At 72.1% G+C, this 23,065-nt stretch carries 20 protein-coding genes; 2 read left to right on the forward strand and 18 right to left on the reverse strand.

Annotated elements, in window-relative coordinates:
* Nucleotides 1–184 precede the first annotated feature (184 nt).
* From AB0D99_RS34490 to fmt, 4 genes are all read right to left on the reverse strand, one after another.
* Complete coding sequence (locus AB0D99_RS34490; RefSeq protein WP_362371797.1) at nucleotides 185–1,201, reverse strand: sugar-binding domain-containing protein; 1,017 nt, start codon at nucleotides 1,199–1,201, stop codon at nucleotides 185–187.
* A gap of 199 nt (nucleotides 1,202–1,400) precedes the next feature.
* Complete coding sequence (gene rpe, locus AB0D99_RS34495; protein ID WP_362371746.1) at nucleotides 1,401–2,084, reverse strand: ribulose-phosphate 3-epimerase; 684 nt, start codon at nucleotides 2,082–2,084, stop codon at nucleotides 1,401–1,403.
* Between the two features lie 157 nt (nucleotides 2,085–2,241).
* Nucleotides 2,242–3,663 carry a transcription antitermination factor NusB gene (locus tag AB0D99_RS34500; protein ID WP_362371749.1) on the reverse strand — a complete coding sequence of 474 codons (1,422 nt, stop codon included), beginning with the start codon at nucleotides 3,661–3,663 and terminating at the stop codon, nucleotides 2,242–2,244.
* Between the two features lie 105 nt (nucleotides 3,664–3,768).
* Nucleotides 3,769–4,701: a methionyl-tRNA formyltransferase gene (gene fmt, locus AB0D99_RS34505; protein WP_362371752.1), complete on the reverse strand. Its 933-nt coding sequence runs from the start codon at nucleotides 4,699–4,701 to the stop codon at nucleotides 3,769–3,771.
* A gap of 259 nt (nucleotides 4,702–4,960) precedes the next feature.
* On the opposite strand from fmt, the gene AB0D99_RS34510 reads away from it, so the two are divergent.
* Nucleotides 4,961–5,467, forward strand: a complete 507-nt coding sequence (locus tag AB0D99_RS34510) for a hypothetical protein (protein WP_362371755.1) — start codon at nucleotides 4,961–4,963, stop codon at nucleotides 5,465–5,467.
* Nucleotides 5,468–5,642: 175 nt separating this feature from the next.
* Here AB0D99_RS34510 and AB0D99_RS34515 read toward each other — a convergent pair whose 3' ends face one another.
* The 14 genes from AB0D99_RS34515 to pyrR form a co-directional block, all read right to left on the reverse strand.
* On the reverse strand, nucleotides 5,643–7,787 hold the full coding sequence (locus tag AB0D99_RS34515) for a primosomal protein N' (RefSeq protein ID WP_362371758.1): 2,145 nt from the start codon (nucleotides 7,785–7,787) through the stop codon (nucleotides 5,643–5,645).
* 105 nt (nucleotides 7,788–7,892) lie between these two features.
* Complete coding sequence (gene metK, locus AB0D99_RS34520; RefSeq protein ID WP_362371761.1) at nucleotides 7,893–9,101, reverse strand: methionine adenosyltransferase; 1,209 nt, start codon at nucleotides 9,099–9,101, stop codon at nucleotides 7,893–7,895.
* A 210-nt stretch (nucleotides 9,102–9,311) separates the two neighbouring features.
* Nucleotides 9,312–10,577, reverse strand: a complete 1,266-nt coding sequence (coaBC, locus tag AB0D99_RS34525) for a bifunctional phosphopantothenoylcysteine decarboxylase/phosphopantothenate--cysteine ligase CoaBC (RefSeq protein ID WP_362371764.1) — start codon at nucleotides 10,575–10,577, stop codon at nucleotides 9,312–9,314.
* Nucleotides 10,578–10,681: 104 nt separating this feature from the next.
* Nucleotides 10,682–10,954, reverse strand: a complete 273-nt coding sequence (gene rpoZ, locus AB0D99_RS34530) for a DNA-directed RNA polymerase subunit omega (RefSeq protein ID WP_005319902.1) — start codon at nucleotides 10,952–10,954, stop codon at nucleotides 10,682–10,684.
* A 69-nt stretch (nucleotides 10,955–11,023) separates the two neighbouring features.
* The gene (gmk, locus tag AB0D99_RS34535) at nucleotides 11,024–11,587 is read right to left on the reverse strand and encodes a guanylate kinase (protein ID WP_260231124.1); all 564 of its coding nucleotides are present in this window, start codon (nucleotides 11,585–11,587) and stop codon (nucleotides 11,024–11,026) included.
* A gap of 49 nt (nucleotides 11,588–11,636) precedes the next feature.
* The gene (locus AB0D99_RS34540; RefSeq protein WP_030204477.1) at nucleotides 11,637–11,960 is read right to left on the reverse strand and encodes an integration host factor; all 324 of its coding nucleotides are present in this window, start codon (nucleotides 11,958–11,960) and stop codon (nucleotides 11,637–11,639) included.
* Between the two features lie 273 nt (nucleotides 11,961–12,233).
* Nucleotides 12,234–13,073 carry an orotidine-5'-phosphate decarboxylase gene (pyrF, locus tag AB0D99_RS34545; protein ID WP_362371769.1) on the reverse strand — a complete coding sequence of 280 codons (840 nt, stop codon included), beginning with the start codon at nucleotides 13,071–13,073 and terminating at the stop codon, nucleotides 12,234–12,236.
* Nucleotides 13,070–14,179, reverse strand: coding sequence for a quinone-dependent dihydroorotate dehydrogenase (locus tag AB0D99_RS34550; protein WP_362371772.1), 1,110 nt, complete (start codon nucleotides 14,177–14,179; stop codon nucleotides 13,070–13,072). The genes pyrF and AB0D99_RS34550 overlap by 4 nt, the downstream gene beginning before the upstream one ends.
* 55 nt (nucleotides 14,180–14,234) lie before the next feature.
* The gene (carB, locus tag AB0D99_RS34555) at nucleotides 14,235–17,543 is read right to left on the reverse strand and encodes a carbamoyl-phosphate synthase large subunit (protein ID WP_362371776.1); all 3,309 of its coding nucleotides are present in this window, start codon (nucleotides 17,541–17,543) and stop codon (nucleotides 14,235–14,237) included.
* Nucleotides 17,536–18,678 (reverse strand): glutamine-hydrolyzing carbamoyl-phosphate synthase small subunit, encoded by a 1,143-nt coding sequence (gene carA / locus AB0D99_RS34560; RefSeq protein WP_362371780.1) that lies wholly within the window; start codon nucleotides 18,676–18,678, stop codon nucleotides 17,536–17,538. The genes carB and carA overlap by 8 nt, the downstream gene beginning before the upstream one ends.
* Complete coding sequence (locus AB0D99_RS34565; RefSeq protein ID WP_362371783.1) at nucleotides 18,675–19,250, reverse strand: hypothetical protein; 576 nt, start codon at nucleotides 19,248–19,250, stop codon at nucleotides 18,675–18,677. The genes carA and AB0D99_RS34565 overlap by 4 nt, the downstream gene beginning before the upstream one ends.
* Complete coding sequence (locus AB0D99_RS34570) at nucleotides 19,247–20,533, reverse strand: dihydroorotase (protein ID WP_362371785.1); 1,287 nt, start codon at nucleotides 20,531–20,533, stop codon at nucleotides 19,247–19,249. The genes AB0D99_RS34565 and AB0D99_RS34570 overlap by 4 nt, the downstream gene beginning before the upstream one ends.
* 2 nt (nucleotides 20,534–20,535) lie before the next feature.
* The gene (locus AB0D99_RS34575) at nucleotides 20,536–21,561 is read right to left on the reverse strand and encodes an aspartate carbamoyltransferase catalytic subunit (RefSeq protein ID WP_362371788.1); all 1,026 of its coding nucleotides are present in this window, start codon (nucleotides 21,559–21,561) and stop codon (nucleotides 20,536–20,538) included.
* Between the two features lie 84 nt (nucleotides 21,562–21,645).
* On the reverse strand, nucleotides 21,646–22,209 hold the full coding sequence (gene pyrR, locus AB0D99_RS34580; RefSeq protein ID WP_362371791.1) for a bifunctional pyr operon transcriptional regulator/uracil phosphoribosyltransferase PyrR: 564 nt from the start codon (nucleotides 22,207–22,209) through the stop codon (nucleotides 21,646–21,648).
* 254 nt (nucleotides 22,210–22,463) lie between these two features.
* On the opposite strand from pyrR, the gene bldD reads away from it, so the two are divergent.
* Nucleotides 22,464–22,964, forward strand: coding sequence for a transcriptional regulator BldD (gene bldD, locus AB0D99_RS34585; protein ID WP_362371794.1), 501 nt, complete (start codon nucleotides 22,464–22,466; stop codon nucleotides 22,962–22,964).
* Nucleotides 22,965–23,065: the final 101 nt, after the last annotated feature.

The following is a 23,065-nucleotide window of genomic DNA, read 5'->3' on the forward strand; positions in this document are numbered from 1 at the left end:
CCCCATCGCCGCGGGGGGCGGGCCGCCCACGGGGTCGGGGGGCGTACCGCCTGTCAGAGGCGTACCGCCGCCGTGGTGCGGGGCGTCGTGAACGAGGTACTGGCGGGGCTGCGGGTGCCGGAGGGGGCCAGGCGGCGACGCCACCGACGGGACGCGTGGTGGGCGCCCGCCGGTAGGCGTACGGTCAGGCTCCGTCCGGGTCCGCGCGCTCCAGCGCCGGCCGCGAGCCGGGCGCCGAGTCGGTGAGGAGGTAGTCCGCCGCCGCACGGTCGGTCACCAGGCTGGTGACGAGCCCGGAGCGGAGCACCGCGCCGATCGCCGCCGCCTTGCGCTGACCGCCGGCGATCGCCACGACCTCGGGGATCCGGCGCAGCCGGTCGGCCTCGACCGTGATGCAGCGCTCGCCCAGGTCACGCCCGACACGGCGCCCCTCGGTGTCGAAGAGGTGCGCGGACATCTCGGCGGCGACGCCCAGGGAGGCGTAGTGGGCGCGCTCCTCGTCCGAGAGCATGTCGTGCACCGTCGAGATGCCCGGCTCCCAGGAGCCGATGGACACGCAGGCGACGGTGACCTTGTCGAAGTACTCGAAGGCCCGGGCGATGCCGGTCTGGTTCCGCAGCGCGGCCGCCGTCGCGGGGTCGGGCAGCAGCATCGGCGCGTAGATCGGGTGCGCCTCACCGCCGGAGACCTGGGCGGCACGCCGTACCGCCTCGACGGAGCCGCGCTCGGCGGTCCCCGCGTCGTAGACGCCCGTGAGCTGCACGACCGTGCACGGGGGCAGCCGGTCGAGGGCCGCCGCCATGTGGATCGTGGAGCGGCCCCACGCCAGGCCGAGGACGTCGCCCTCGTTGACCAGCTCGCCGAGCAGATCCGCCGCGACCTCGCCGAGGTTCTCCGGGTCAGGCGACTCGTCCTCGCCCTCGGCCGGGGACTCCACGACGACGGCGTGACGGAGGCCGTAGCGGGCGCGGAGCGCGTCGGAGCGCTCGGCGTCCAGCTCCGCGGGTACGCGGATCTCGATCCGTACGAGGTCGCGTTCGAGGGCGGTCTCCAGGACCCGGGCCACCTTGAAGCGGCTCACGCCGAACTCCTCGGCGATCTGGATCTTGGACTTGCCCTCGAGGTAGAAGCGACGCGCCATGGCCGCCGCCTGCACCAGCTCCGCGGGTCCCATCCGCAGGGCTGACCGTCCCGCCGAGATTCCCGCCACCGCGATCTCCTTAGCTCTGTTCTCGTACCGCTGCTCAGGTGCTGCTGTCGTGCTGCCGCTGTGCTGCTCTTGCGGTCCTGCTGTGTCGCCCGTCGTTCACACTCTGGACTCGCCGTTCATCCTGTCAGATCCGGCGGGCCCTGATCGGCCCTGTCGACGCTCCGACGGACCGCGTTCATCTGGCCGAGGCTCAGTGGCCACACGCCCACGCCGCCGAGGCGGTCGCGGACTCGGCCTTCGCGCGGAGCGAGCGGACCGCCTCCGCCGGATCGGCGGCGCCGTAGACGGCCGAGCCGGCCACGAAGACGTCCGCCCCGGCCTCGGCGCACCGTTCGATGGTGGATTCCGCGACCCCGCCGTCGACCTGCAGCCACAGCTCCAGCCCGTGCTTGGAGATCAGCTCACGGGTACGACGGATCTTGGGAAGCATGATGTCGAGGAACGCCTGCCCGCCGAAGCCGGGCTCGACGGTCATGATCAGCAGCATGTCGAGCTCGGGGAGCAGGTCCTCGTACGGCTCGATGGGCGTCGCGGGCTTCAGCGCCATCGACGCCCGCGCCCCCTTCGCCCGGATCTCCCGCGCGAGCCGCACGGGCGCGGCGGCCGCCTCCACGTGGAACGTGACGGACCCGGCGCCGGCCTCGACGTACTGCGGGGCCCAGCGGTCCGGGTCCTCGATCATGAGGTGGCAGTCCAGCGGCGTGCCCGTCGCGCGGCTGAGCGACTCGACGATCGGGACGCCGAGCGTCAGATTCGGCACGAAGTGGTTGTCCATGACATCGACATGCAGCCAGTCGGCACCCTCGACGGCCTTCGCCTCCTCGGCGAGGCGGGCGAAGTCTGCGGACAGGATGCTGGGGTTGATCTGCGCCATGTGCCAAGCCTGCCATGTTCTTGGGCACTTCTTTGCCGCGGAGCGGTTTCGGGCCGGGATCCGCCCGGGTTCGGTACGGATTCGGCCCGGATTCGGGCCGGATGCCCCGCTCCCGACGCCGATCCGACCGTCCACATGCCGGACGGATCCGCGTTCGTCAGGCCGTGCGGCGCAGCAGCGCCAGATACATCGCGTCCGTACCGTGCAGATGTGGCCACAGCTGGACGTCCGGGCCGTCGCCGAGCCCGGGGACGCCCGGCATCAGCGGGCGGACGTCGATCCACTCCGCCTCGACGGCCGGGCCGCCGCGGCCCTTGAGGACGTCCTCGACGACCACGCGGGTCTCGGCCAGGTGCGGCGAGCAGGTCGCGTACCCGACGACTCCCCCGACCCGGACCGCCGACAACGCCTCGCGCAGCAGACCGCGCTGGAGCGGGGCGAAGCCGTCCATGTCCTCCGGACGCCGCCGCCAGCGGGCCTCCGGGCGGCGGCGCAGGGCGCCGAGGCCGGAGCAGGGCACGTCCATCAGGACCCGGTCGAAGGAGCCCGGGCTCCACGGCGGGCGGGTGCCGTCGGCGGCGATGACCTGGTACGGGCCCGGGTTGCCGGCCAGCGCGCGCTCCACGAGCCGGGCGCGGTGCGGCTGCTTCTCGGAGGCCAGCAGGGCGGCGCCCCGCTGCGCGGCGAGGGCGCCCAGCAGCGCCGCCTTGCCACCGGGACCCGCGCAGCCGTCGAGCCAGCGCTCGTCGCGGCCCTCCAGAGGCGCGTCGGCCAGGGCGATGGCGACCAGCTGGCTGCCCTCGTCCTGGACGCCGGCCCGCCCCTCCTTCACGGCCTCGATGGCGCCGGGCTCGCCGCCCTCGGCCAGCCGGACCGCGTACGGCGACCAGCGGCCGGGCAGGGTGTCCTCGCCGGTCAGCTCCTCGGTGGTGGCGCGCCCCGGCCGGGCCACGAGCGTGACCTCGGGCCGCTCGTTGTCGGCCTCCAGCAGGTCCTCGATACCGGCCCGCCCGCCGCCGAGGGCGTCCCACAGCGCGGAGACGACCCAGCGCGGGTGCGAGTGGACGATCGCGAGGTGGTCCTCGGCGTCGTCGTCGTACGGCGGGGCGACCTGCTCCACCCAGGCGTCGAGGTCCTTCTGCGCGATCTTCCGCAGAACCGCGTTCACGAACTTGGCCCGCCCGTCCCCGAGCACCACCCGCGCGAGCTCCACGCTCGCCGAGACGGCGGCGTGGCTCGGGATGCGGGTACCGAGCAGCTGGTGCGCGCCCAGCGAGAGCACGTCGAGCACGGGCGGATCGACCTCGCGCAGCGGCCGGTCGATGCAGGCCGCGATGACCGCGTCGTACGTCCCCTGGCGCCGCAGCGTCCCGTAGACCAGCTCGGTCGCGAGCGCGGCGTCCCGCCCGTCGAAGTCGCCCTTCTCCCGGGCCTTCCGCAGCAGGGGCGGCAGCACGAGGTTCGCGTAGGCGTCCCGCTCGTCGACCGCCCTCAGCGCCTCGAAGGCCAGGATCCTGACGGGATCCTTCTTGGGACGCCGGTACGGCTTGGGGGGACGGCGCTTGGCCTGCTCGCTCAAAAGGTGCTCCGCTGACGAAGTGAGACGGTCGAACCCCCTCAGCCTACGTCCGCGCCGCCCACCCGCTCGCCCGCCCGTCCCCCGCCGCCGTGCGGTGCGACGGCGCTACGCGCCGACCCGCTCACCCGGCGCGATGCGGACGCCCCGGGCCCAGTCGGCGGCCTTCATCGGCTTCTTGCCCTGGGGCTGGACCCAGAGCAGTTCGACGGCGTGCGAGCCGGTGCCGACGTACACGTTGCTCTTGCCGGCCGCGAGCTCGCCCGGCGCCAGGTCGGTGCGGTCCGGCACGAGCGCCGCCTGGATCAGCTTCAGCCGCTCGCCGCGGAACACGGTCCAGGCACCGGGGGCGGGCGTGCAGCCGCGCACCACGCGGTCCACGCGCAGGGCCGGGGCCTTCCAGTCCAGGTGCGCGTCCTCGACCTGGATCTTGGGGGCCAGGGTGATGCCGTCGGCAGGCTGCGGGACGGCCTTCAGGCTGCCGTCCTCGATGCCGTCCATCGTGGCCGAGAGCAGCCCGCCGCCGGCGAAGGCGAGCCGGGTCAGCAGGTCGCCGCTGGTGTCGGTGGGACGGACGTCCTCGGTGATCACGCCGTAGACCGGACCGGAGTCGAGCCCCTCCTCGATCTGGAACGTCGACGCGCCCGTGACCTCGTCGCCCGCCATCACGGCGTGCTGCACCGGCGCCGCGCCGCGCCAGGCCGGCAGCAGCGAGAAGTGGAGGTTGACCCAGCCGTGGGCGGGGATGTCGAGGGCGACCTTGGGCAGCAGCGCTCCGTACGCCACGACCGGGCAGCAGTCGGGGGCGATCTCGCGGAGCCTCGCGAGGAACGCCTCGTCACGCGGCTTCACCGGCTTGAGCACCTCGATCCCGGCTTCCTCGGCCCGCTGGGCGACCGGGCTCGCGACCAGGTGACGGCCGCGGCCCGCGGGGGCGTCGGGGCGCGTGACGACGGCGGCCACCTCGTGCCGGCCTGAGGCGAGCAGGGCGTCCAGGGCGGGTACGGCGACCTCGGGGGTGCCTGCGAAGACCAGCTTCACTCGGAAAACCTCGCATCTCGGGGCGATGGGGTACCTCCCGGCTCGAGCGCGGCCGCGAGCGTGGGGAGGGCAGCACACCAGTCTAGGGGCCGGGGTGCGAGGGGGCGTACGTGAGCCCGAGCGCCCCGCGCATATGCGTGTACGCCCCTGCACCGTGACCCAATCCACGGGTGGCGCGTTGGTCAAGTGAGATTGACCTGAACGGGCCGCTGTCCTCCTCGCGGCCCCACCCTTACACGCCGGTTCGAGAGGCTTTCACATGGCCGACCACGCCACCCACGACGCCCAAGCCCGGGCGAGTCTGCACCTGTTGGTGCGGGACATCGAGCGGGTCCGGCGGCAGGTGGACGCGCTGCGCACACTCACGGCCCAGCTGGGCAACGTCTACCGCCCGCGCCGCTCCGGCCCGTCGACGGGCTTCGTCGTCTACGGGCGGGCACCCGCCCCGACCGTCAGGCTCGCCCAGGAGCTGCGGGACAGCGTCGAGACCCTGGTGACGGCGGCGGTCGACTTCGACCGCTCGCTCGGGTTCTCGTGGGACGCGGTGGGCTCGGCGCTCGGGGTCACGAAGCAGGCCGTCCACCGCCGTTACGGCGCCCGGCGCGCGCCGCAGCCCGGGTCGGCGGTCGTGGAGCAGGAGCGCCCGGTGGAGCCGGGCACTACCCGCACGCTGCCGGTGGTTCCGCCGGCCCGCACGATGCCGCCCCAGCCGGTACTGCGCGAGGACCCCCGCCCCCCTGCCCTCCCCGGCCCCCGCAACGGCTGACCCGCAGGGCCGGCCCCGGACCGGAGGCGTAACCCGCCGCGGAGCCGTAACCCGTCGCGGAGCCGTGCCCGTCGCGGAGCGGGAGCACGGCCCGGCGGGGCACCGTCCGCTCGTGCCGGCCCTCCCCGGAATCCGTCCGGGGCCCCGGCCCCGCGGCGGCACCGGGAACGGCGGGTCAGCCGATGTCCGGCGGGTCCACACGGACCCGCACCGGCTCGCCCCCGCCACGCGCCAGCCGCCCGGCCCGCGCCTTCTTCAGCGCCGCCGCGAGGGCGGCCCCGCTGCCCGGTGGGACACGGACCAGGGCACGCTCCCACTGCTCCCCCGGCGGGGTGTCCCCCGGCCTGCGGGGGCCGCCCGCGCGGACGACCGGCAGCGGGACCGGGCCCAGCACCTCGGCGTCACCGGGGAGTTCGGCGGCGTCGAGGAACGACCCGACCGCCTCCGGCGGGCCGGACACCGCCGCCATCCGGGACACCGGCGGAAAGCCCAGCTCCGCCCGCTCCGCGAGCTCGCGCTGGGCGTGACCGACCGGGTCCCAGCGCACCAGCGCCTGCACCGGACGCAGCGTGGGTTCCGCGACCACCACGACCGTGCCGCCCTCGCCCTGCCCGCGTACCAGCGAGGCGGCGTCGATCCAGCGGCGGAGCGCCTCCTCTCCCGCACGCAGGTCGGGACGGCCGAGCATCGCCCAGCCGTCGAGGAGCAGCGCCGCCGCGTACCCGCCCTCGGCCACCGGCTCGGCGCCCGGCGTGGACACCACCAGCGCGGGCCGCCCGGGCACGGTGTCCAGGACGTGGTCCCTTCCTGACGTCCGTACCGGGACCGCGGGGAACGCCCGGCCCAGCTCCTCCGCCGTGCGCCGCGCCCCGACGACCTGGGCCCGCAGCCTCGTCGCGCCGCACTCCGCGCAGTGCCAGTCCGGCGCTCCCCGCCCGCACCAGCCACAGCGCAGCTCCTGCTGCTCGGGCGCCTCCAGGGGCCCGGCGCAGTGCCGGCAGCGTGCGGGGGTCCGGCAGCGCTCGCACGCCAGCCGCGGTACGTAGCCCCGCCGTGGGACCTGGACGAGCACGGGGCCGGTCTTCAGCCCCTCCCGCACCACCTGCCAGGCCAGCGAGGGGAGCCGGGCGGCGCGCGCGGCCTCGTCGCGGGCCAGGTCGGTGTCGCCCACGGTCCGGACGAGCGGGGCCGCCGCCCGCACCTGGTCGCGGCCCGCGAGCAGCGGCGCGGCCCAGCCGGACTCGACGAGCTGCGCGGCCTCGACCGTGCAGCTGGTGGAGCCGAGCAGGAAGGCGCACCTGTCGTGGGCGGCGCGCAGCAGCAGCACGTCACGCGCGTGAGGCTGCGGGGCGTGCGGCTCGCTGTGGCTGCCGTCCCCGTCGTCCCAGATGGCGACGAGTCCGAGGTCGTGGACGGGCGCGAACATCGCCGCCCGGGTGCCGACGACCGCGCGGACGGAGCCCCGCCGTACCGCGAGCCACTGGGCGTACCGCTTCTCGGGCCCGGTCTCCGCCGTGAGCAGCGCGTGGCGTCCCGGCCCCAGGAGCGCCGTGAGCGCGGCGTCCACCCGTGCGGCGGCCCTGCCGTCGGGTACGACGACGAGCGCGCCCCGGCCGGAGGCGAGCGTCGCGCCCACGGCGCGGGCGAGCTCCTCGGCCCAGTGCGGCCCCGGCAAGGCGTTCCAGACGGCCCGTGGGGCCTTTCCCCGGGCCAGGGCGTCCAGGAAGGCGGCTCCGCGGTCGTACCGCGCCCAGGTGCCCGCCTCGGGCACGGCGGGCGGCGGCAGCGGCTCGGGGGACGCCTTGCTCTCGGCGCGAGCGCTGCGGGGCGGGATCGCCAGCTGGAGCACGTCCGCGAGGCTTCCCGCGTACCGGTCGGCGACGGCCCGCGCGAGTCCCAGCAGCTCGGCGCTCAGCACCGGCTCGGGCGACACGACGTCGGCGAGGGCGGCCAGCGCCCCCTTGTAGTCGGACTCGGCCTTCCGCTCCACCAGGAAGCCGTCGATCAGCCGCCCGCCCTCGCGCCGCCCGTCCCTGACCTGGTGTGCCCCGGCCCCGAACCGCACCCGCACCCGCACGCCGGGCTGTGCCGCGGCGTCCAGCTCCTCGGGGACGGCGTAGTCGAAGAACTGGTCGAGGTGCAGCACGCCCTTGTTGACCACCACCCGCGCCACGGGCAGTTCCTTGGCCAGCGCGGCGCCGCGCCAGGTCCGCGGCTTGGCCCGCGGCACCTTCGCCTTCCGTACGGATTCCCTGATGAGCGCGAGCTGCTCGTGCGACTCACCGGCCGCACCCTCGGGCGTCTCGTTCTCGCTGCTCACAGCCCCATACCTACCAGACCCCACTGACACGCGGCTCGGGGCCGGACGCACGGAAGCCCGGCTCCCCCAAGGGGGCCGGGCTTCCGTGTCGTGACGTGATGCCGCCTACAGGCCCGCGGCCTTGCGCAGCGCCTCCACGCGGTCCGTGCGCTCCCAGGTGAAGTCGGGGAGCTCGCGGCCGAAGTGGCCGTACGCCGCGGTCTGGGCGTAGATCGGGCGCAGCAGGTCGAGGTCGCGGATGATCGCGGCCGGGCGGAGGTCGAAGACCTCGCCGATGGCGTTCTCGATCTTCTCGGTCTCGATCGTGTTGGTGCCGAAGGTCTCGACGAAGAGGCCCACCGGCTCCGCCTTGCCGATCGCGTACGCGACCTGGACCTCGCAGCGCGAGGCGAGGCCGGCGGCCACGACGTTCTTGGCGACCCAGCGCATGGCGTAGGCGGCCGAGCGGTCGACCTTGGACGGGTCCTTGCCGGAGAAGGCGCCGCCACCGTGGCGGGCCATGCCGCCGTAGGTGTCGATGATGATCTTGCGGCCGGTGAGGCCGGCGTCGCCCATCGGGCCGCCGATCTCGAAGCGTCCGGTCGGGTTGACCAGCAGGCGGTAGCCCTCGGTGTCCAGCTTGATGCCGTCTTCCAGGAGCTGCTTGATCACGTGCTCGACGACGAACTCGCGGATGTCGGGCGCGAGCAGTGACTCCAGGTCGATGTCGGAGGCGTGCTGCGAGGAGACGACGACCGTGTCGAGGCGGACGGCCTTGTCGCCGTCGTACTCGATGGTGACCTGGGTCTTGCCGTCGGGGCGCAGGTACGGGATGGTCCCGTTCTTGCGGACCTCGGTGAGCCGGCGGGAGAGCCGGTGCGCGAGGTAGATCGGGAGCGGCATCAGCTCGGGGGTCTCGTCCGACGCGTAGCCGAACATCAGGCCCTGGTCGCCGGCGCCCTGCTTGTCCAGCTCGTCCTCGTCGCCCTCGACGCGCTTCTCGTACGCCGTGTCGACGCCCTGCGCGATGTCCGGGGACTGCGACCCGATGGAGACCGAGACGCCGCAGGACGCGCCGTCGAAGCCCTTCTTCGAGGAGTCGTACCCGATCTCGAGGATCTTGTTCCGTACGAGGGTGGGGATGTCGGCCCACGCCTTCGTGGTGACCTCACCGGCGACGTGCACGAGGCCGGTGGTGATCAGCGTCTCGACGGCGACGCGGGACGTGGGGTCCTCGCGGAGGAGCGCGTCGAGAATGGTGTCGCTGATCTGGTCAGCGATCTTGTCGGGGTGACCTTCGGTCACGGACTCCGAGGTGAACAGACGACGGGACACAATGCTCCCTGGGGTTGCAGCGGCTGCTGGCTCAACAATGTCGGACGGCAGGGGGCTGCGCCCCGCGACGTACCGCGACCAGTCTATCGGGCGTGCTCGGACATTGGGCCAGGTGTCTCGCAAGGTGGGAGCCGGAAGCTCATGGAATCCGGCCTCCCACGCGTCACGAACACCCGTTCCGATCCCCGTGAGGACCGGGTTCCCGGGATTTCACTCGGCCGGGCCGGTGAATTCCGGACGTTCCGGAGATTGCCCGGAATTCCCCGCGGGCATGGTCCGCAGGCGTGGTGCGACCAGGTCCCAGACCGTTTCCGCGAGGGCTTCCTTCGGTCCGTGCGGTACGGGCGTGTCGGTGCCGTCGGCGGCCAGCACCACGGCCTCGTTCTCCTCCGAGCCGAAGGTCTTGCGCTCTCCGACCTCGTTGACCACGAGCAGGTCGCAGCCCTTGCGCCGGAGCTTCTCCCGGCCGTTGGCGAGGACGTCGTCGGTCTCGGCGGCGAAGCCGACCACCACCTGGCCGGGAAGCGCACGGTCCGCGGAGATCTCGGCGAGGATGTCGGGGTTGCGGACCAGTTCGACGGTCGGCGCCTCGACGTCGTCCCGCTTCTTGATCTTCCCCGAGGCGTAGACCGCCGGGCGGAAGTCCGCGACGGCGGCCGCCATGACCACGGCGTCGGCGTCGGCCGCCGCCTTGAGGACCGCCTCGCGCAGCTGGACGGCGGTGCCGACGTGGAGCACGTCGACGCCGGCCGGGTCCGGGATGCCGGTGTTGGCCTCGACGAGGGTGACCCGGGCGCCCCGGGCGGCGGCGGCCCTGGCCAGCGCGTAGCCCTGCTTCCCCGAGGAGCGGTTCCCCAGGTAGCGGACCGGGTCGAGGGGCTCCCGGGTGCCGCCCGCGCTGACCACGACGTGGCGGCCGACGAGGTCGGGGGCGGCGGTGCCGCGGGCCAGGACGCGTCGGCAGACCTCGAAGATCTCCGCGGGGTCCGGCAGCCGGCCCTTGCCGGTGTCGACGCCGGTCAGCCGGCCGACGGCGGGCTCGATGACGACGGCTCCCCGGCGGCGCAGCGTGGCCACGTTCTCGCGGGTGGCCGGGTGCTCCCACATCTCGGTGTGCATCGCCGGGGCGAAGACGACCGGACAGCGGGCGGTGAGCAGCGTGTTCGTCAGGAGGTCGTCGGCGAGGCCGTGGGCGGCCTTGGCGAGCATGTCGGCGGTGGCGGGGGCCACCACGACCAGGTCGGCGGCCTGCCCGATCCGTACGTGCGGCACCTCGTGGACGGACTCCCACACCTCGGCGGAGACGGGGTTTCCGGAGAGGGCCGACCAGGTGGCCGCGCCGACGAAGTTCAGGGCGGAGGCCGTCGGCACGACACGCACGTCGTGGCCCGACTCGGTGAGCCGCCGGAGCAGCTCGCACGCCTTGTACGCGGCGATGCCGCCGCTGACCCCCAGAACGACCTTCGGCTTGGTCACCACTGCCACTCCCCGCACTCGGATGCGTACGTCTCCATGAGACACCACAGGCCCGGCGGTTGTTCCGCCGGGCCTGTGGTGACGAACGTTACGTTCTGACGTGCTTACTGCGCCGGGCCCTCGATGGCCTCGGAGGTCAGCAGACCCGCGTTGATCTCGCGCAGGGCGATCGAGAGCGGCTTCTCGTGGACGTGGGTGTCCACCAGGGGGCCGACGTACTCGAGCAGGCCCTCGCCGAGCTGCGAGTAGTACGCGTTGATCTGACGCGCGCGCTTGGCCGCGTAGATCACGAGGCTGTACTTCGAGTCGGTGGCCTCGAGCAGCTCGTCGATCGGCGGGTTGATGATGCCCTCGGGCGCGGTGATGGAAGAGGACACGCTCTAGCCTTCCGAAGAAACTTCTGGTGAGCTGATCGGGATGATCAGATCCAGGTGATCAGAAAAAGATCAAACAACGTTCATCAAGGCTAGCAGCTCACGCGCCACGTCCTCGACGGAGGTGTTGACCAGGGTGGTGTCGAACTCCGTCTCGGCGGCCAGTTCGATCTTGGCGGCCTCCAGTCGGCGCTCGATGACCTCGGGCGACTCGGTGCCGCGGCCGGTGAGCCGGCGGACGAGCTCGTCCCAGCTCGGCGGGGCCAGGAAGACCAGCTGCGAGTCCGGCATGGACTCCTTGACCTGCCGGGCGCCCTGGAGGTCGATCTCCAGGAGGACCGGCTCGCCGGCCTCGAGTCGCTCCAGGACCGCCGCACGCGGCGTGCCGTAGCGGTTGCCCGCGAACTCGGCCCACTCGAGGAGTTCCCCGTTGGCGACAAGCTTGTCGAATTCGTCGTCCGTGACGAAGAAGTACTGGACGCCGTGCTTCTCGCCGGGTCGCGGCTTTCGTGTCGTGGCCGACACCGAGAGCCAGACCTCGGGGTGGACCTTGCGCATATGAGCGACGACCGTGCTCTTACCCACCCCGGAGGGGCCGGAGAGCACGGTCAGCCGCGGACGTACCTCTGCTGCCATGCAGCGATTATTCCAGCTTTACGGGGGTGCCTGGGACGGCAGACCCGTATCAGGCGCCGGTGCTGCCGAACTCGCGCTCCAGGGAGGCGATCTGGTTGGAACCGAGCCCGCGCACACGACGGCTCTCGGAGATACCGAGCCGCTCCATGATCTGCTTGGCGCGGACCTTGCCCACGCCCGGGAGCGACTCCAGCAGCGCGGAGACCTTCATCTTGCCGATGACGTCGTTCTCCTGGCCGGTCTTGATCACCTCGTGGAGGGAGGCGCCGGAGTGCTTGAGTCGATTCTTGACCTCGGCCCGCTCCCGGCGAGCCGCGGCGGCCTTTTCGAGCGCGGCTGCGCGCTGTTCAGGGGTAAGGGGCGGAAGAGCCACGCCTACGTCACCTCGGATGTCGAACTGTCGGATACGGACCGGTGAGGAACCTGGACGCCCCACACCAGTGGAGCAACGATCAACGTAGGGACCGTTGAACGCTGACTCTGCCCCGGAGACTAGCGGCCAATGCCTCTCCAGTCAGCGAGAACAAGCGAAAAGTCCTGGTCAGCATCGACCGACCAGGACTTTTCCGGCATAACGACCGGGTTTTGAGCCAAGTTCTCGTCAAGGAGTGAGACGGCCCCGACCTGCGGATTGGCCCGGCGGGGGTCAGGAGGCGACGGCCTCGCGGATTTCCGTCGCGTATCGCTCGGCGGAGGCCCGCAGGGCGGCGGCGTCCGGCCCGTGCTTCAGGACGCCGCGGCTGACGTTCGGGACCACGTTGCGCACCGCCGCGCCGAAGACGGCCGGGAGATCGGCCGGGGTGGCGCCCTGGGCACCGATGCCCGGGGCCAGGAGCGGGCCGTTGATGTCCAGGTCGAAGGTGGACAGGTCGCCGAGCGTCGCACCGACGACCGCGCCGAACGAGCCCATCGGGGTCTCGCCCGCGTTCTCCGCCGCGAGGTGGCCGAGCATGGTCGCGCCGATCGTACGGCCGTCCTCGCGGACCGCCCGCTGGACCTCCGCCCCCTCGGGGTTGGAGGTGAGGGCCAGGACGAAGAGGCCCGCGCCGGACTCCCGCGCCAGGTCGACGGCCGGCTTCAGCGACCCGTAGCCGAGGTAGGGGGAGACGGTGAGGGCGTCCGAGAAGAGCGGGGAGTCCTTCCGCAGGTAGGTCTCGGCGTAGGCGGCCATCGTGGAGCCGATGTCGCCGCGCTTGGCGTCCATCACGACCAGGCCGCCGGCGGCCCGCAGCTCGGCGACGGCGCGCTCCAGGACGGCGACACCGCGCGAACCGAAGCGCTCGAAGAACGCGGACTGCGGCTTGAGGACGGCGACCGTCTCCGCGAGCGCCTCGACGACCGTGAAGGTGAAGCGCTCCAGGCCGGCGATGTCGTCGCCGAGGCCCCAGGAGTCCAGCAGAGCGGCGTGCGGGTCGATGCCGACGCAGAGCGGGCCGCGCTCGTCCATCGCGGAGCGCAGGCGGGTGCCGAAGGGATCGAGGGTCACTTCACGGCCTTTCGGTTGTCGGCGCCGACGGCCTCGGCGAGGGTGGCGTACGGGGAGGCGGCGAGGCGCGCGGCGAGGCCCTTGTGGAGGGCGCGGGCGTAGAACGGGCCCTCGTAGATGAAGGCGCTGTAGCCCTGGATCAGGGTGGCACCGGCCAGGATGCGCTGCCAGGCGTCCTCGGCGTTCTCGATGCCGCCGACGCCCACGAGGACCAGGCGGTCCCCCACGCGCGCGTGGAGGCGCCGGAGCACCGCCAGGGAGCGCTCCTTGACGGGCGCGCCGGACAGTCCACCGGTCTCCTTGACCAGGGCCGGGTCGGACTTCAGGCCGAGGCCCTCGCGGGCGATGGTGGTGTTGGTGGCGATGATGCCGTCGAGGCCGAGCTCCAGGGCCAGGTCGGCGACCGCGTCGACGTCCTCGTCGGCCAGGTCGGGGGCGATCTTGACCAGGAGCGGGACGCGGCGGTCGGTGACGGTGCGGTCGGCCGCCTCCCGTACCGCGGTGAGCAGCGGGCGGAGCGACTCGGTGGCCTGGAGGTTGCGCAGACCGGGGGTGTTCGGCGAGGAGACGTTCACGACCAGGTAGTCGGCGTGCGCGGCGAGGCGCTCGGTGGACTTCACGTAGTCGGCGGCGGCCTCGGCCTCCGGCACGATCTTGGTCTTGCCGATGTTGACGCCCACGACGGTCCTGAAGACCGGCACGCGCGCCTGGAGCCGGGCGGCGACGACGGCGGAGCCCTCGTTGTTGAAGCCCATGCGGTTGATCAGGGCGCGGTCCGGGACGAGCCGGAAGAGGCGCTTCTTGGGGTTGCCCGGCTGGGCGTCGCCGGTGACCGTGCCGATCTCGATGTGGTCGAAGCCGAGCATCGACATGCCGTCGATGGCGACGGCGTTCTTGTCGAAGCCGGCGGCGAGGCCGAAGGGGCCGTGCATGCGCAGGCCGAGGGCCTCGGTGCGCAGCTCCTTGTGACGGGGCGCGAGGACCGCGGCGACGAAGGTGCGCAGGACGGGGACGCGGGCGGCGAGACGGATCCAGCGGAAGGCGAGGTGGTGGGCCTGCTCCGGGTCCATCCGCTTGAAGACCAGGTCGAAGAAGAACTTGTACATGTGGGTGTCCTCAGCAAGAGGGGGACACCGTTTCCGGTGTCCCCCTCGTGGGTTGCTAGTCGCGGGCCGCGGTCAAGTGTTCCGCGTGTTCCTGGAGCGAGCGGACTCCGACGCCGCCGTGGTTGAGCGCGTCGATGCCCTGGACCGCCGCGGCGAGCGCCTGGACGGTGGTGAGGCACGGGACGGAGCGGGCCACCGCCGCCGTACGGATGTCGTAGCCGTCGAGGCGGCCGCCGGTGCCGTACGGGGTGTTGACGATCAGGTCGACCTGGCCGTCGTGGATCAGCTGGACGATCGTCTTCTCGCCGTTCGGGCCCTCGCCCTCGGACTGCTTGCGCACGACCGTGGCGTTGATGCCGTTGCGCTTGAGGACCTCGGCGGTGCCGGAGGTCGCGAACAGCTCGAAGCCGTGGGCGACCAGCTCGCGGGCCGGGAAGATCATCGAGCGCTTGTCACGGTTGGCGACGGAGATGAACGCGCGGCCCTTGGTGGGCAGCGGGCCGTAGGCGCCGGCCTGCGACTTGGCGTAGGCCGTGCCGAAGACCGCGTCGATGCCCATGACCTCGCCGGTGGAGCGCATCTCCGGGCCGAGGACGGTGTCGACGCCGCGCCCGTGCACGTCGCGGAAGCGGCTCCACGGCATCACGGCCTCCTTGACGGAGATCGGCGCGTCGAGCGGCAGGGTGCCGCCGTCGCCGTTCCTCGGCAGCAGGCCCTCCTCGCGCAGCTCGGCGATGGTGGCGCCGAGCGAGATGCGGGCGGCGGCCTTCGCGAGCGGGACGGCGGTCGCCTTCGAGGTGAAGGGGACCGTCCGGGAGGCCCGCGGGTTGGCCTCCAGCACGTAGAGGATGTCGCCGGCCATGGCGAACTGGATGTTGATCAGTCCGCGGACGCCGACACCCTTGGCGATGGCCTCGGTGGAGGCGCGCAGCCGCTTGATGTCGAAGCCGCCGAGGGTGATCGGGGGCAGGGCGCAGGCCGAGTCGCCGGAGTGGATGCCGGCCTCCTCGATGTGCTCCATGACGCCGCCGAGGTAGAGCTCGTGGCCGTCGTAGAGGGCGTCGACGTCGATCTCGATGGCGTCGTCGAGGAAGCGGTCGACCAGGACCGGCCGGGTGGGGCTGATCTCGGTGGACTCGGCGATGTACGACTCCAGGCGGGTCTCGTCGTAGACGATCTCCATGCCGCGGCCGCCGAGCACGTACGACGGGCGTACGAGGACCGGGTAGCCGATCTCGTCGGCGATGGCCTTGGCTCCGGCGAAGGTGGTGGCGGTGCCGTGCTTCGGGGCGGGCAGGCCGGCCTCGGCGAGGACCTGGCCGAAGGCGCCGCGGTCCTCGGCGGCGTGGATGGCCTCCGGGGAGGTGCCGACCACGGGGACGCCGTTGTCCTTGAGCGCCTGGGACAGACCGAGGGGGGTCTGGCCGCCGAGCTGGACGACGACACCGGCGACGGGGCCGGCCAGCGTCTCGGCGTGGACGATCTCCAGGACGTCCTCGAGCGTCAGCGGCTCGAAGTACAGGCGGTCGGAGGTGTCGTAGTCCGTCGAGACGGTCTCCGGGTTGCAGTTGACCATCACGGTCTCGTAGCCCGCCTCGCTGAGCGCGAAGGAGGCGTGGACACAGGAGTAGTCGAACTCGATGCCCTGGCCGATGCGGTTCGGGCCGGAGCCCAGGATGATCACCGCGGGCTTCTCGCGCGGGGCGACCTCGCTCTCCTCGTCGTAGGACGAGTAGAAGTACGGGGTCTTGGCGGCGAACTCGGCGGCGCAGGTGTCGACCGTCTTGTAGACCGGGCGGACGCCGAGCGCGTGCCGGACCTCGCGGACGACGTCCTCGCGCAGGTCGCGGATCTGGGCGATCTGGGCGTCGGAGAAGCCGTGGCGCTTGGCCTCGGCCAGGATCTCCGGGTGGAGCTTGTCGACGGCTGCGAGCTCGTCGGCGATCTCCTTGATGAGGAAGAGCTGGTCGACGAACCAGGGGTCGATCTTCGTGGCGTCGAAGACCTCCTGGGGGGTGGCGCCGGCGCGGATGGCCTGCATGACGGTGTTGATGCGGCCGTCGGTCGGGCGGACCGACTCCCGCAGCAGCTCGTCCTTGTCGCCGGGCTCGCCGACGAAGGTGAACTGCGAGCCCTTCTTCTCCAGCGAGCGCAGGGCCTTCTGGAGCGCCTCGGTGAAGTTCCGGCCGATGGCCATGGCCTCGCCGACCGACTTCATGGTCGTGGTCAGCGTGGAGTCGGCCTGCGGGAACTTCTCGAAGGCGAAGCGCGGGGCCTTGACGACGACGTAGTCGAGCGTGGGCTCGAAGGACGCCGGGGTCTTCTCCGTGATGTCGTTCGGGATCTCGTCCAGCGTGTAGCCGACGGCGAGCCGGGCGGCGATCTTGGCGATCGGGAAGCCGGTCGCCTTGGAGGCGAGGGCGGAGGACCGGGAGACGCGCGGGTTCATCTCGATGACGATGATCCGGCCGTCGTCGGGGTTGACCGCGAACTGGATGTTGCAGCCGCCGGTGTCGACGCCGACCTCGCGGATGATCGCGATGCCGATGTCGCGCAGCCGCTGGTACTCGCGGTCGGTGAGGGTCATCGCCGGGGCGACGGTGATCGAGTCACCGGTGTGGACGCCCATCGGGTCGAAGTTCTCGATGGAGCAGACGACCACGACGTTGTCGTTCTTGTCGCGCATGAGCTCCAGCTCGTACTCCTTCCAGCCGAGGATGGACTCCTCCAGGAGCACCTCGGTGGTGGGAGAGAGCGTCAGGCCCTGACCGGCGATGCGGCGCAGCTCCTCCTCGTCGTGGGCGAAGCCGGAGCCGGCACCGCCCATGGTGAAGGAGGGGCGGACGACGACGGGGTAGCCGCCGAGCGTCTCGACGCCCTTGAGGACGTCGTCCATGGAGTGGCAGATGACCGAGCGGGCGGACTCGCCGTAACCGATCTTGGCCTTGACGGCCTCGACGACGCCCTTGAAGAGGTCGCGGTCCTCGCCCTTGTTGATCGCCTCGACGTTGGCGCCGATCAGCTCGACGTTGTACTTCTCCAGCACACCCTGCTCGTGCATGGAGATCGCGGTGTTGAGCGCGGTCTGGCCGCCGAGGGTCGGCAGGAGGGCGTCCGGGCGCTCCTTGGCGATGATCTTCTCGACGAACTCGGGGGTGATCGGCTCGACGTAGGTGGCGTCGGCGATCTCCGGGTCGGTCATGATCGTGGCCGGGTTGGAGTTGACCAGGATCACCCGCAGGCCCTCGGCCTTGAGGATGCGGCAGGCCTGGGTGCCGGAGTAGTCGAACTCGGCGGCCTGGCCGATGACGATCGGGCCGGAGCCGATGACCAGGACGGACTGGATATCGGTGCGCTTAGGCACGCTCGGCCTCCATCAGGGATACGAAGCGGTCGAAGAGGTACGCGGCGTCGTGCGGGCCGGCGGCCGCTTCGGGGTGGTACTGGACGGAGAAGGCCGGCTGGTCGAGCAGCTGCAGGCCCTCCACGACGTTGTCGTTCAGGCAGACGTGGGAGACCTCGGCACGCCCGAAGGGGGTGTCGGAGACCTTGTCGAGGGGCGCGTCGACGGCGAAGCCGTGGTTGTGCGCGGTGACCTCGACCTTGCCGGTGGTGCGGTCCTGCACCGGCTGGTTGATGCCGCGGTGGCCGTACTTCAGCTTGTAGGTGCCGAAGCCGAGCGCGCGGCCGAGGATCTGGTTGCCGAAGCAGATGCCGAAGAGCGGCGTCCTGCGCTCCAGGACGGCACGCATGACGGAGACCGGGTGGTCGGCGGTGGCCGGGTCGCCGGGGCCGTTGGAGAAGAACACGCCGTCCGGGTTCACCGCGTACACGTCCTCGACGGTGGCGGTGGCGGGGAGCACGTGCACCTCGATGCCGCGCTCGGCCATCCGGTGCGGGGTCATCCCCTTGATGCCGAGGTCGACGGCGGCGACGGTGAACTTCTTGGTGCCGATGGCGGGGACGACGTACGTCTCCTTGGTGGCGACCTCGGCGGAGAGGTCGGCGCCCTTCATCTCGGGGGCCTGGCGGACCTCGGCGAGCATGGTGCCCTCGTCGGGCAGCGCGTTGCCGGAGAAGATGCCGACGCGCATGGCGCCGCTCTCGCGCAGGTGTCGGGTGAGGGCGCGGGTGTCGACGCCGGAGATGCCGACGACGCCCTGGGCGGCGAGCTCCTCGTCCAGGGAGCGCTGGGCGCGCCAGTTGGAGGAGACGCGGGCGGGGTCGCGGACGACGTAGCCGGAGACCCAGATGCGGGAGGACTCGGGGTCCTCGTCGTTGACACCGGTGTTGCCGACGTGGGGGGCGGTCATCACGACGACCTGGCGGTGGTACGACGGGTCGGTGAGGGTCTCCTGGTAGCCGGTCATGCCGGTGGAGAACACGGCCTCGCCGAAGGTCTCCCCCACGGCCCCGTAGGCGCGGCCGCGGAAGATGCGGCCGTCCTCCAGGACGAGTACGGCGGGAACCTTGTCGGCTCCCCTTGTGGAGGTCGTCATCGTGCGGTGCCTTCCGTCGTGCTTACGTGGTTCATGGAGTTGATGGCCTCGACCCAGGCGGCGTGCTCGGCCGCGCGGTCGGACCGGAAGCCGGAGTCGAGGAGCTTCTCGCCGTGCGCCCAGGTGACGATCAGCAGCCCGTTCTCGGCGAGGACCTTGCCGGCGATGCCCTTGTCGAGGCGTGCCTCGCGCAGTGCGGCGGCGGGGACGAAGAAGTCGTTCGCCCCGGGGCGTACGACCTCCATCCCGGCCTCGGTGAGCGTGAGCTCGACGCGGCTGCGGGTGCCCAGACCGTGCGCGACGATCCGGTCGAGCCACTGCCCGGCGGTCGTCGAGCCGTGGTAGCGCCCGCTGAGGGTCAGTTTCGCCTCGCCGGGCGTGTCCGGCGCGCTGGGGAGCTCGGGGAGGTCCGACTGGAGGCTGCCGCGCCACTTCCATCCCTGGCGCATCAGCCAGTAGACGAAGGCGATGAAGAGCAGGAGCCCCGCGATCCAGCCGAGCCGTCCGGCCCAGTCGGTCACCTCGGCCGATTTCTTCTCAGCCTCGGCGGCCAGTTCGATGAGTGATGTCACGCCAGCTTCCCGTCCACGACCGTTGCCCGGCCCCGCAGGAAGGTGTGGGTGACGCGTCCCGGCAGCTCGCGGCCCTCGTAGGGGGTGTTGCGGCTGCGGGAGGCGAAGCCCGCGGGGTCCACGAGACCACGGTATGCCGGATCGACCAGCGTCAGGTTGGCGGGCTCACCTGCCGAGACGGGGCGTCCGTGGCCCGTGGCCCGTCCGATCTGGGCGGGCTTGACGGACATCCGGTCGGCGACGCCGGCCCAGTCGAGCAGTCCGGTCTCGACCATCGTCTGCTGCACGACCGAGAGCGCGGTCTCCAGGCCGACCATGCCCATGGCGGCCGCGGCCCACTCGCAGTCCTTGTCCTCGTGCGGGTGCGGGGCGTGGTCGGTGGCGACGATGTCGATCGTGCCGTCGGCGAGGGCCTCGCGGAGCGCCATCACGTCACGCTCGGTGCGCAGCGGCGGGTTGACCTTGTAGACCGGGTTGTAGCTGCGGACCATCTCGTCGGTGAGGAGGAGGTGGTGCGGGGTGACCTCGGCGGTGACGTCGATGCCGCGGGACTTGGCCCAGCGGACGATCTCGACCGAGCCGGCGGTGGAGAGGTGGCAGATGTGGACGCGGGAGCCGACGTGCTCGGCGAGCAGGACGTCGCGGGCGATGATCGACTCCTCGGCGACGGCCGGCCAGCCGCCGAGTCCGAGTTCGGCGGAGACGACGCCCTCGTTCATCTGGGCGCCCTCGGTGAGGCGGGGCTCCTGGGCGTGCTGGGCGACGACGCCGCCGAAGGCCTTCACGTACTCCAGGGCGCGGCGCATGATCACGGCGTCGTCGACGCACTTGCCGTCGTCGCTGAAGACGGTGACGCCGGCGGCGGAGTCGTGCATGGCGCCGAGCTCGGCGAGCTTCTTGCCCTCCAGGCCGACGGTGACCGCGCCGATGGGCTGCACGTCGCAGTAGCCGGACTCCTTGCCGAGCCGGTAGACCTGCTCGACGACGCCGGCGGTGTCGGCGACCGGGAAGGTGTTGGCCATGGCGAAGACGGCCGTGTAGCCGCCGGAGGCGGCCGCGCGGGTGCCGGTGAGGACGGTCTCGGAGTCCTCACGGCCGGGCTCGCGCAGGTGGGTGTGGAGGTCGACGAGGCCCGGAAGGAGGATCTGTCCCTCGGCCTCGACGACCGTCGCGCCCTCGGCCGACAGGCCCGTACCGACCGCGGCGATGGTCTCGCCGTCGATCAGGACGTCCTGGGCCTCGCCGCCGAGGACCTTCGCACCGCGGATCAGGATCTTGCTCATGGTTACTTGCTCTCCTCGGTAGCGGAGGGAAGGCGCTCCGCGCCTCCTTCGGGGGTGGCGCTGGGCGACGGGTGGGCGGTGGCGGGCTCGGAGCCGCCGAGCAGCAGGTAGAGAACGGCCATCCGGATGGAGACGCCGTTGGCGACCTGCTCGACGACCGTGCAGCGGTCGGAGTCGGCGACCTCGGCGGTGATCTCCATGCCGCGGACCATGGGGCCGGGGTGCATGACGATGGCGTGCTCGGGCATCTTCGCCATCCGCTCGCCGTCGAGCCCGTACCGCCGCGAGTACTCGCGCTCGGTCGGGAAGAAGGCCGCGTTCATCCGCTCGCGCTGCACACGCAGCATCATCACCGCGTCGGACTTGGGCAGCACGCTGTCGAGGTCGTAGCTGACGGCGCAGGGCCAGGTCTCGACGCCGACCGGGACCAGCGTGGGCGGGGCCACCAGGGTGACCTCGGCGCCGAGGGTGTGGAGCAGGTCGACGTTGGAGCGGGCGACGCGGCTGTGCAGGACGTCGCCCACGAGGGTGATGCGCTTGCCCGCGAGGTCCTGGCCGAGTCCGGCGTCGCGGCCGACGAGGCGGCGGCGCATGGTGAAGGCGTCCAGCAGGGCCTGCGTGGGGTGCTGGTGGGTGCCGTCGCCGGCGTTGATGACGGGGGCGTCGATCCAGCCGGAGGTGGCGAGCCGGTAGGGGGCGCCGGAGGCGCTGTGGCGGATGACGACGGCGTCGACGCCCATGGCCTCCAGGGTCTGGGCGGTGTCCTTGAGGGACTCGCCCTTGGAGACACTGGAGCCCTTGGCCGCGAAGTTGATCACGTCGGCGGAGAGGCGCTTCTCGGCGGCCTCGAAGGAGATCCGGGTGCGGGTGGAGTCCTCGAAGAACAGGTTGCAGATCGTTCGGCCGCGCAGGGTGGGCAGCTTCTTGATCGGCCGGTCGGCCACCCGGGCCATCTCCTCGGCGGTGTCGAGGATGAGGACGGCGTCGTCGCGGGTGAGGTCGGCGGCCGAGATGAGGTGACGCATCATCGGGTTTCGCTCCGTGGTGGCGAGGTGTGAGGGCGTGCGGGCACGCAGGGGTGTGCCCTGGACCCGTCGGGGTGCCGGGTACGGCTAGGAGGAGGGCTTGCTGCCGAGCAGGACGGTGTCGCGACCGTCCTCTTCGGCGAGCTGGACCTTGACCGTCTCCCGCAGCGACGTGGGGAGGTTCTTGCCGACGTAGTCGGCGCGGATCGGGAGTTCGCGGTGGCCCCGGTCGACGAGGACCGCGAGCTGGACGGCGCGGGGGCGGCCGATGTCGCCGAGCGCGTCGAGCGCGGCGCGGATCGTGCGGCCGGAGAAGAGCACGTCGTCGACGAGGACGACCAGGCGCCCGTCGATGCCGTCACCGGGGATCTCGGTGCGGCCGATGGCGCGCGCGGGCTTCAGACGCAGGTCGTCGCGGTACATGGTGATGTCGAGCGAGCCGACCGGGATCGTGCGCCCGGTGATCTCGGCGAGCTTGTCGGCCAGCCGGCGGGCGAGGAAGACGCCGCGCGTCGGGATGCCGAGGAGGACCACGTCGTCCGCGCCCTTGGCGCGCTCGACGATCTCGTGGGCGATGCGGGTCAGTACCCGCGCGATGTCCGGGCCCTCGAGAACGGGCCGTGCGGCATCGGTCTGCTGCTGTGCGTCCATATGAAACGGACCTCCTTCTCCGCCTCACGGGACGGACCTTAAAGGACGTCGGAATTGCGCCACCGACTCTACCAGGGGCGGGTGAGCGCCCAGCTCACCACCCTGCCGCCACTCCGGGCGCCGTCCCCCGGGAGGGGGCGGTATGGACCATTCGGCTTGACGGGAAAGAGTAACGCTGCGTAACCTCACAGTGAGTTACCAGCCAGGCGGCGGAGCCGCACGTTGTCTACAGCGTCCAGCGTCCGGGGAGCTATATGTCCAGCGAATACGCAAAGCAGCTCGGGGCCAAGCTCCGTGCCATCCGCACCCAGCAGGGCCTTTCCCTCCACGGTGTGGAAGAGAAGTCCCAGGGCCGCTGGAAGGCCGTCGTCGTCGGCTCGTACGAGCGCGGTGACCGCGCCGTGACGGTGCAGCGCCTCGCCGAGCTCGCGGACTTCTACGGCGTTCCGGTGCAGGAGCTCCTGCCCGGCACGACCCCGGGCGGGGCCGCCGAGCCGCCGCCGAAGCTCGTTCTCGACCTTGAGCGGCTTGCCCACGTCCCGCAGGAGAAGGCCGGCCCGCTGCAGCGCTACGCGGCGACGATCCAGTCGCAGCGCGGCGACTACAACGGCAAGGTCCTGTCGATCCGCCAGGACGACCTGCGCACGCTCGCCGTGATCTACGACCAGTCGCCCTCGGTGCTGACCGAGCAGCTGATCAGCTGGGGCGTCCTGGACGCGGACGCGCGCCGCGCGGTCGTGCACGAGGACAACTGAGCAGAAACGTTGCCGCCGGGGCGGGGAAGGGCCTGAGGGCCTTCCCCGCCCCCGCCGGTTGTAAGCGGGCCTCGCGGCCGGGCGGGGACCACCGGGGCCCG

The organism is Streptomyces sp. NPDC047971, assembly GCF_040653355.1.
In the GTDB taxonomy this organism is placed as follows: domain Bacteria; phylum Actinomycetota; class Actinomycetes; order Streptomycetales; family Streptomycetaceae; genus Streptomyces.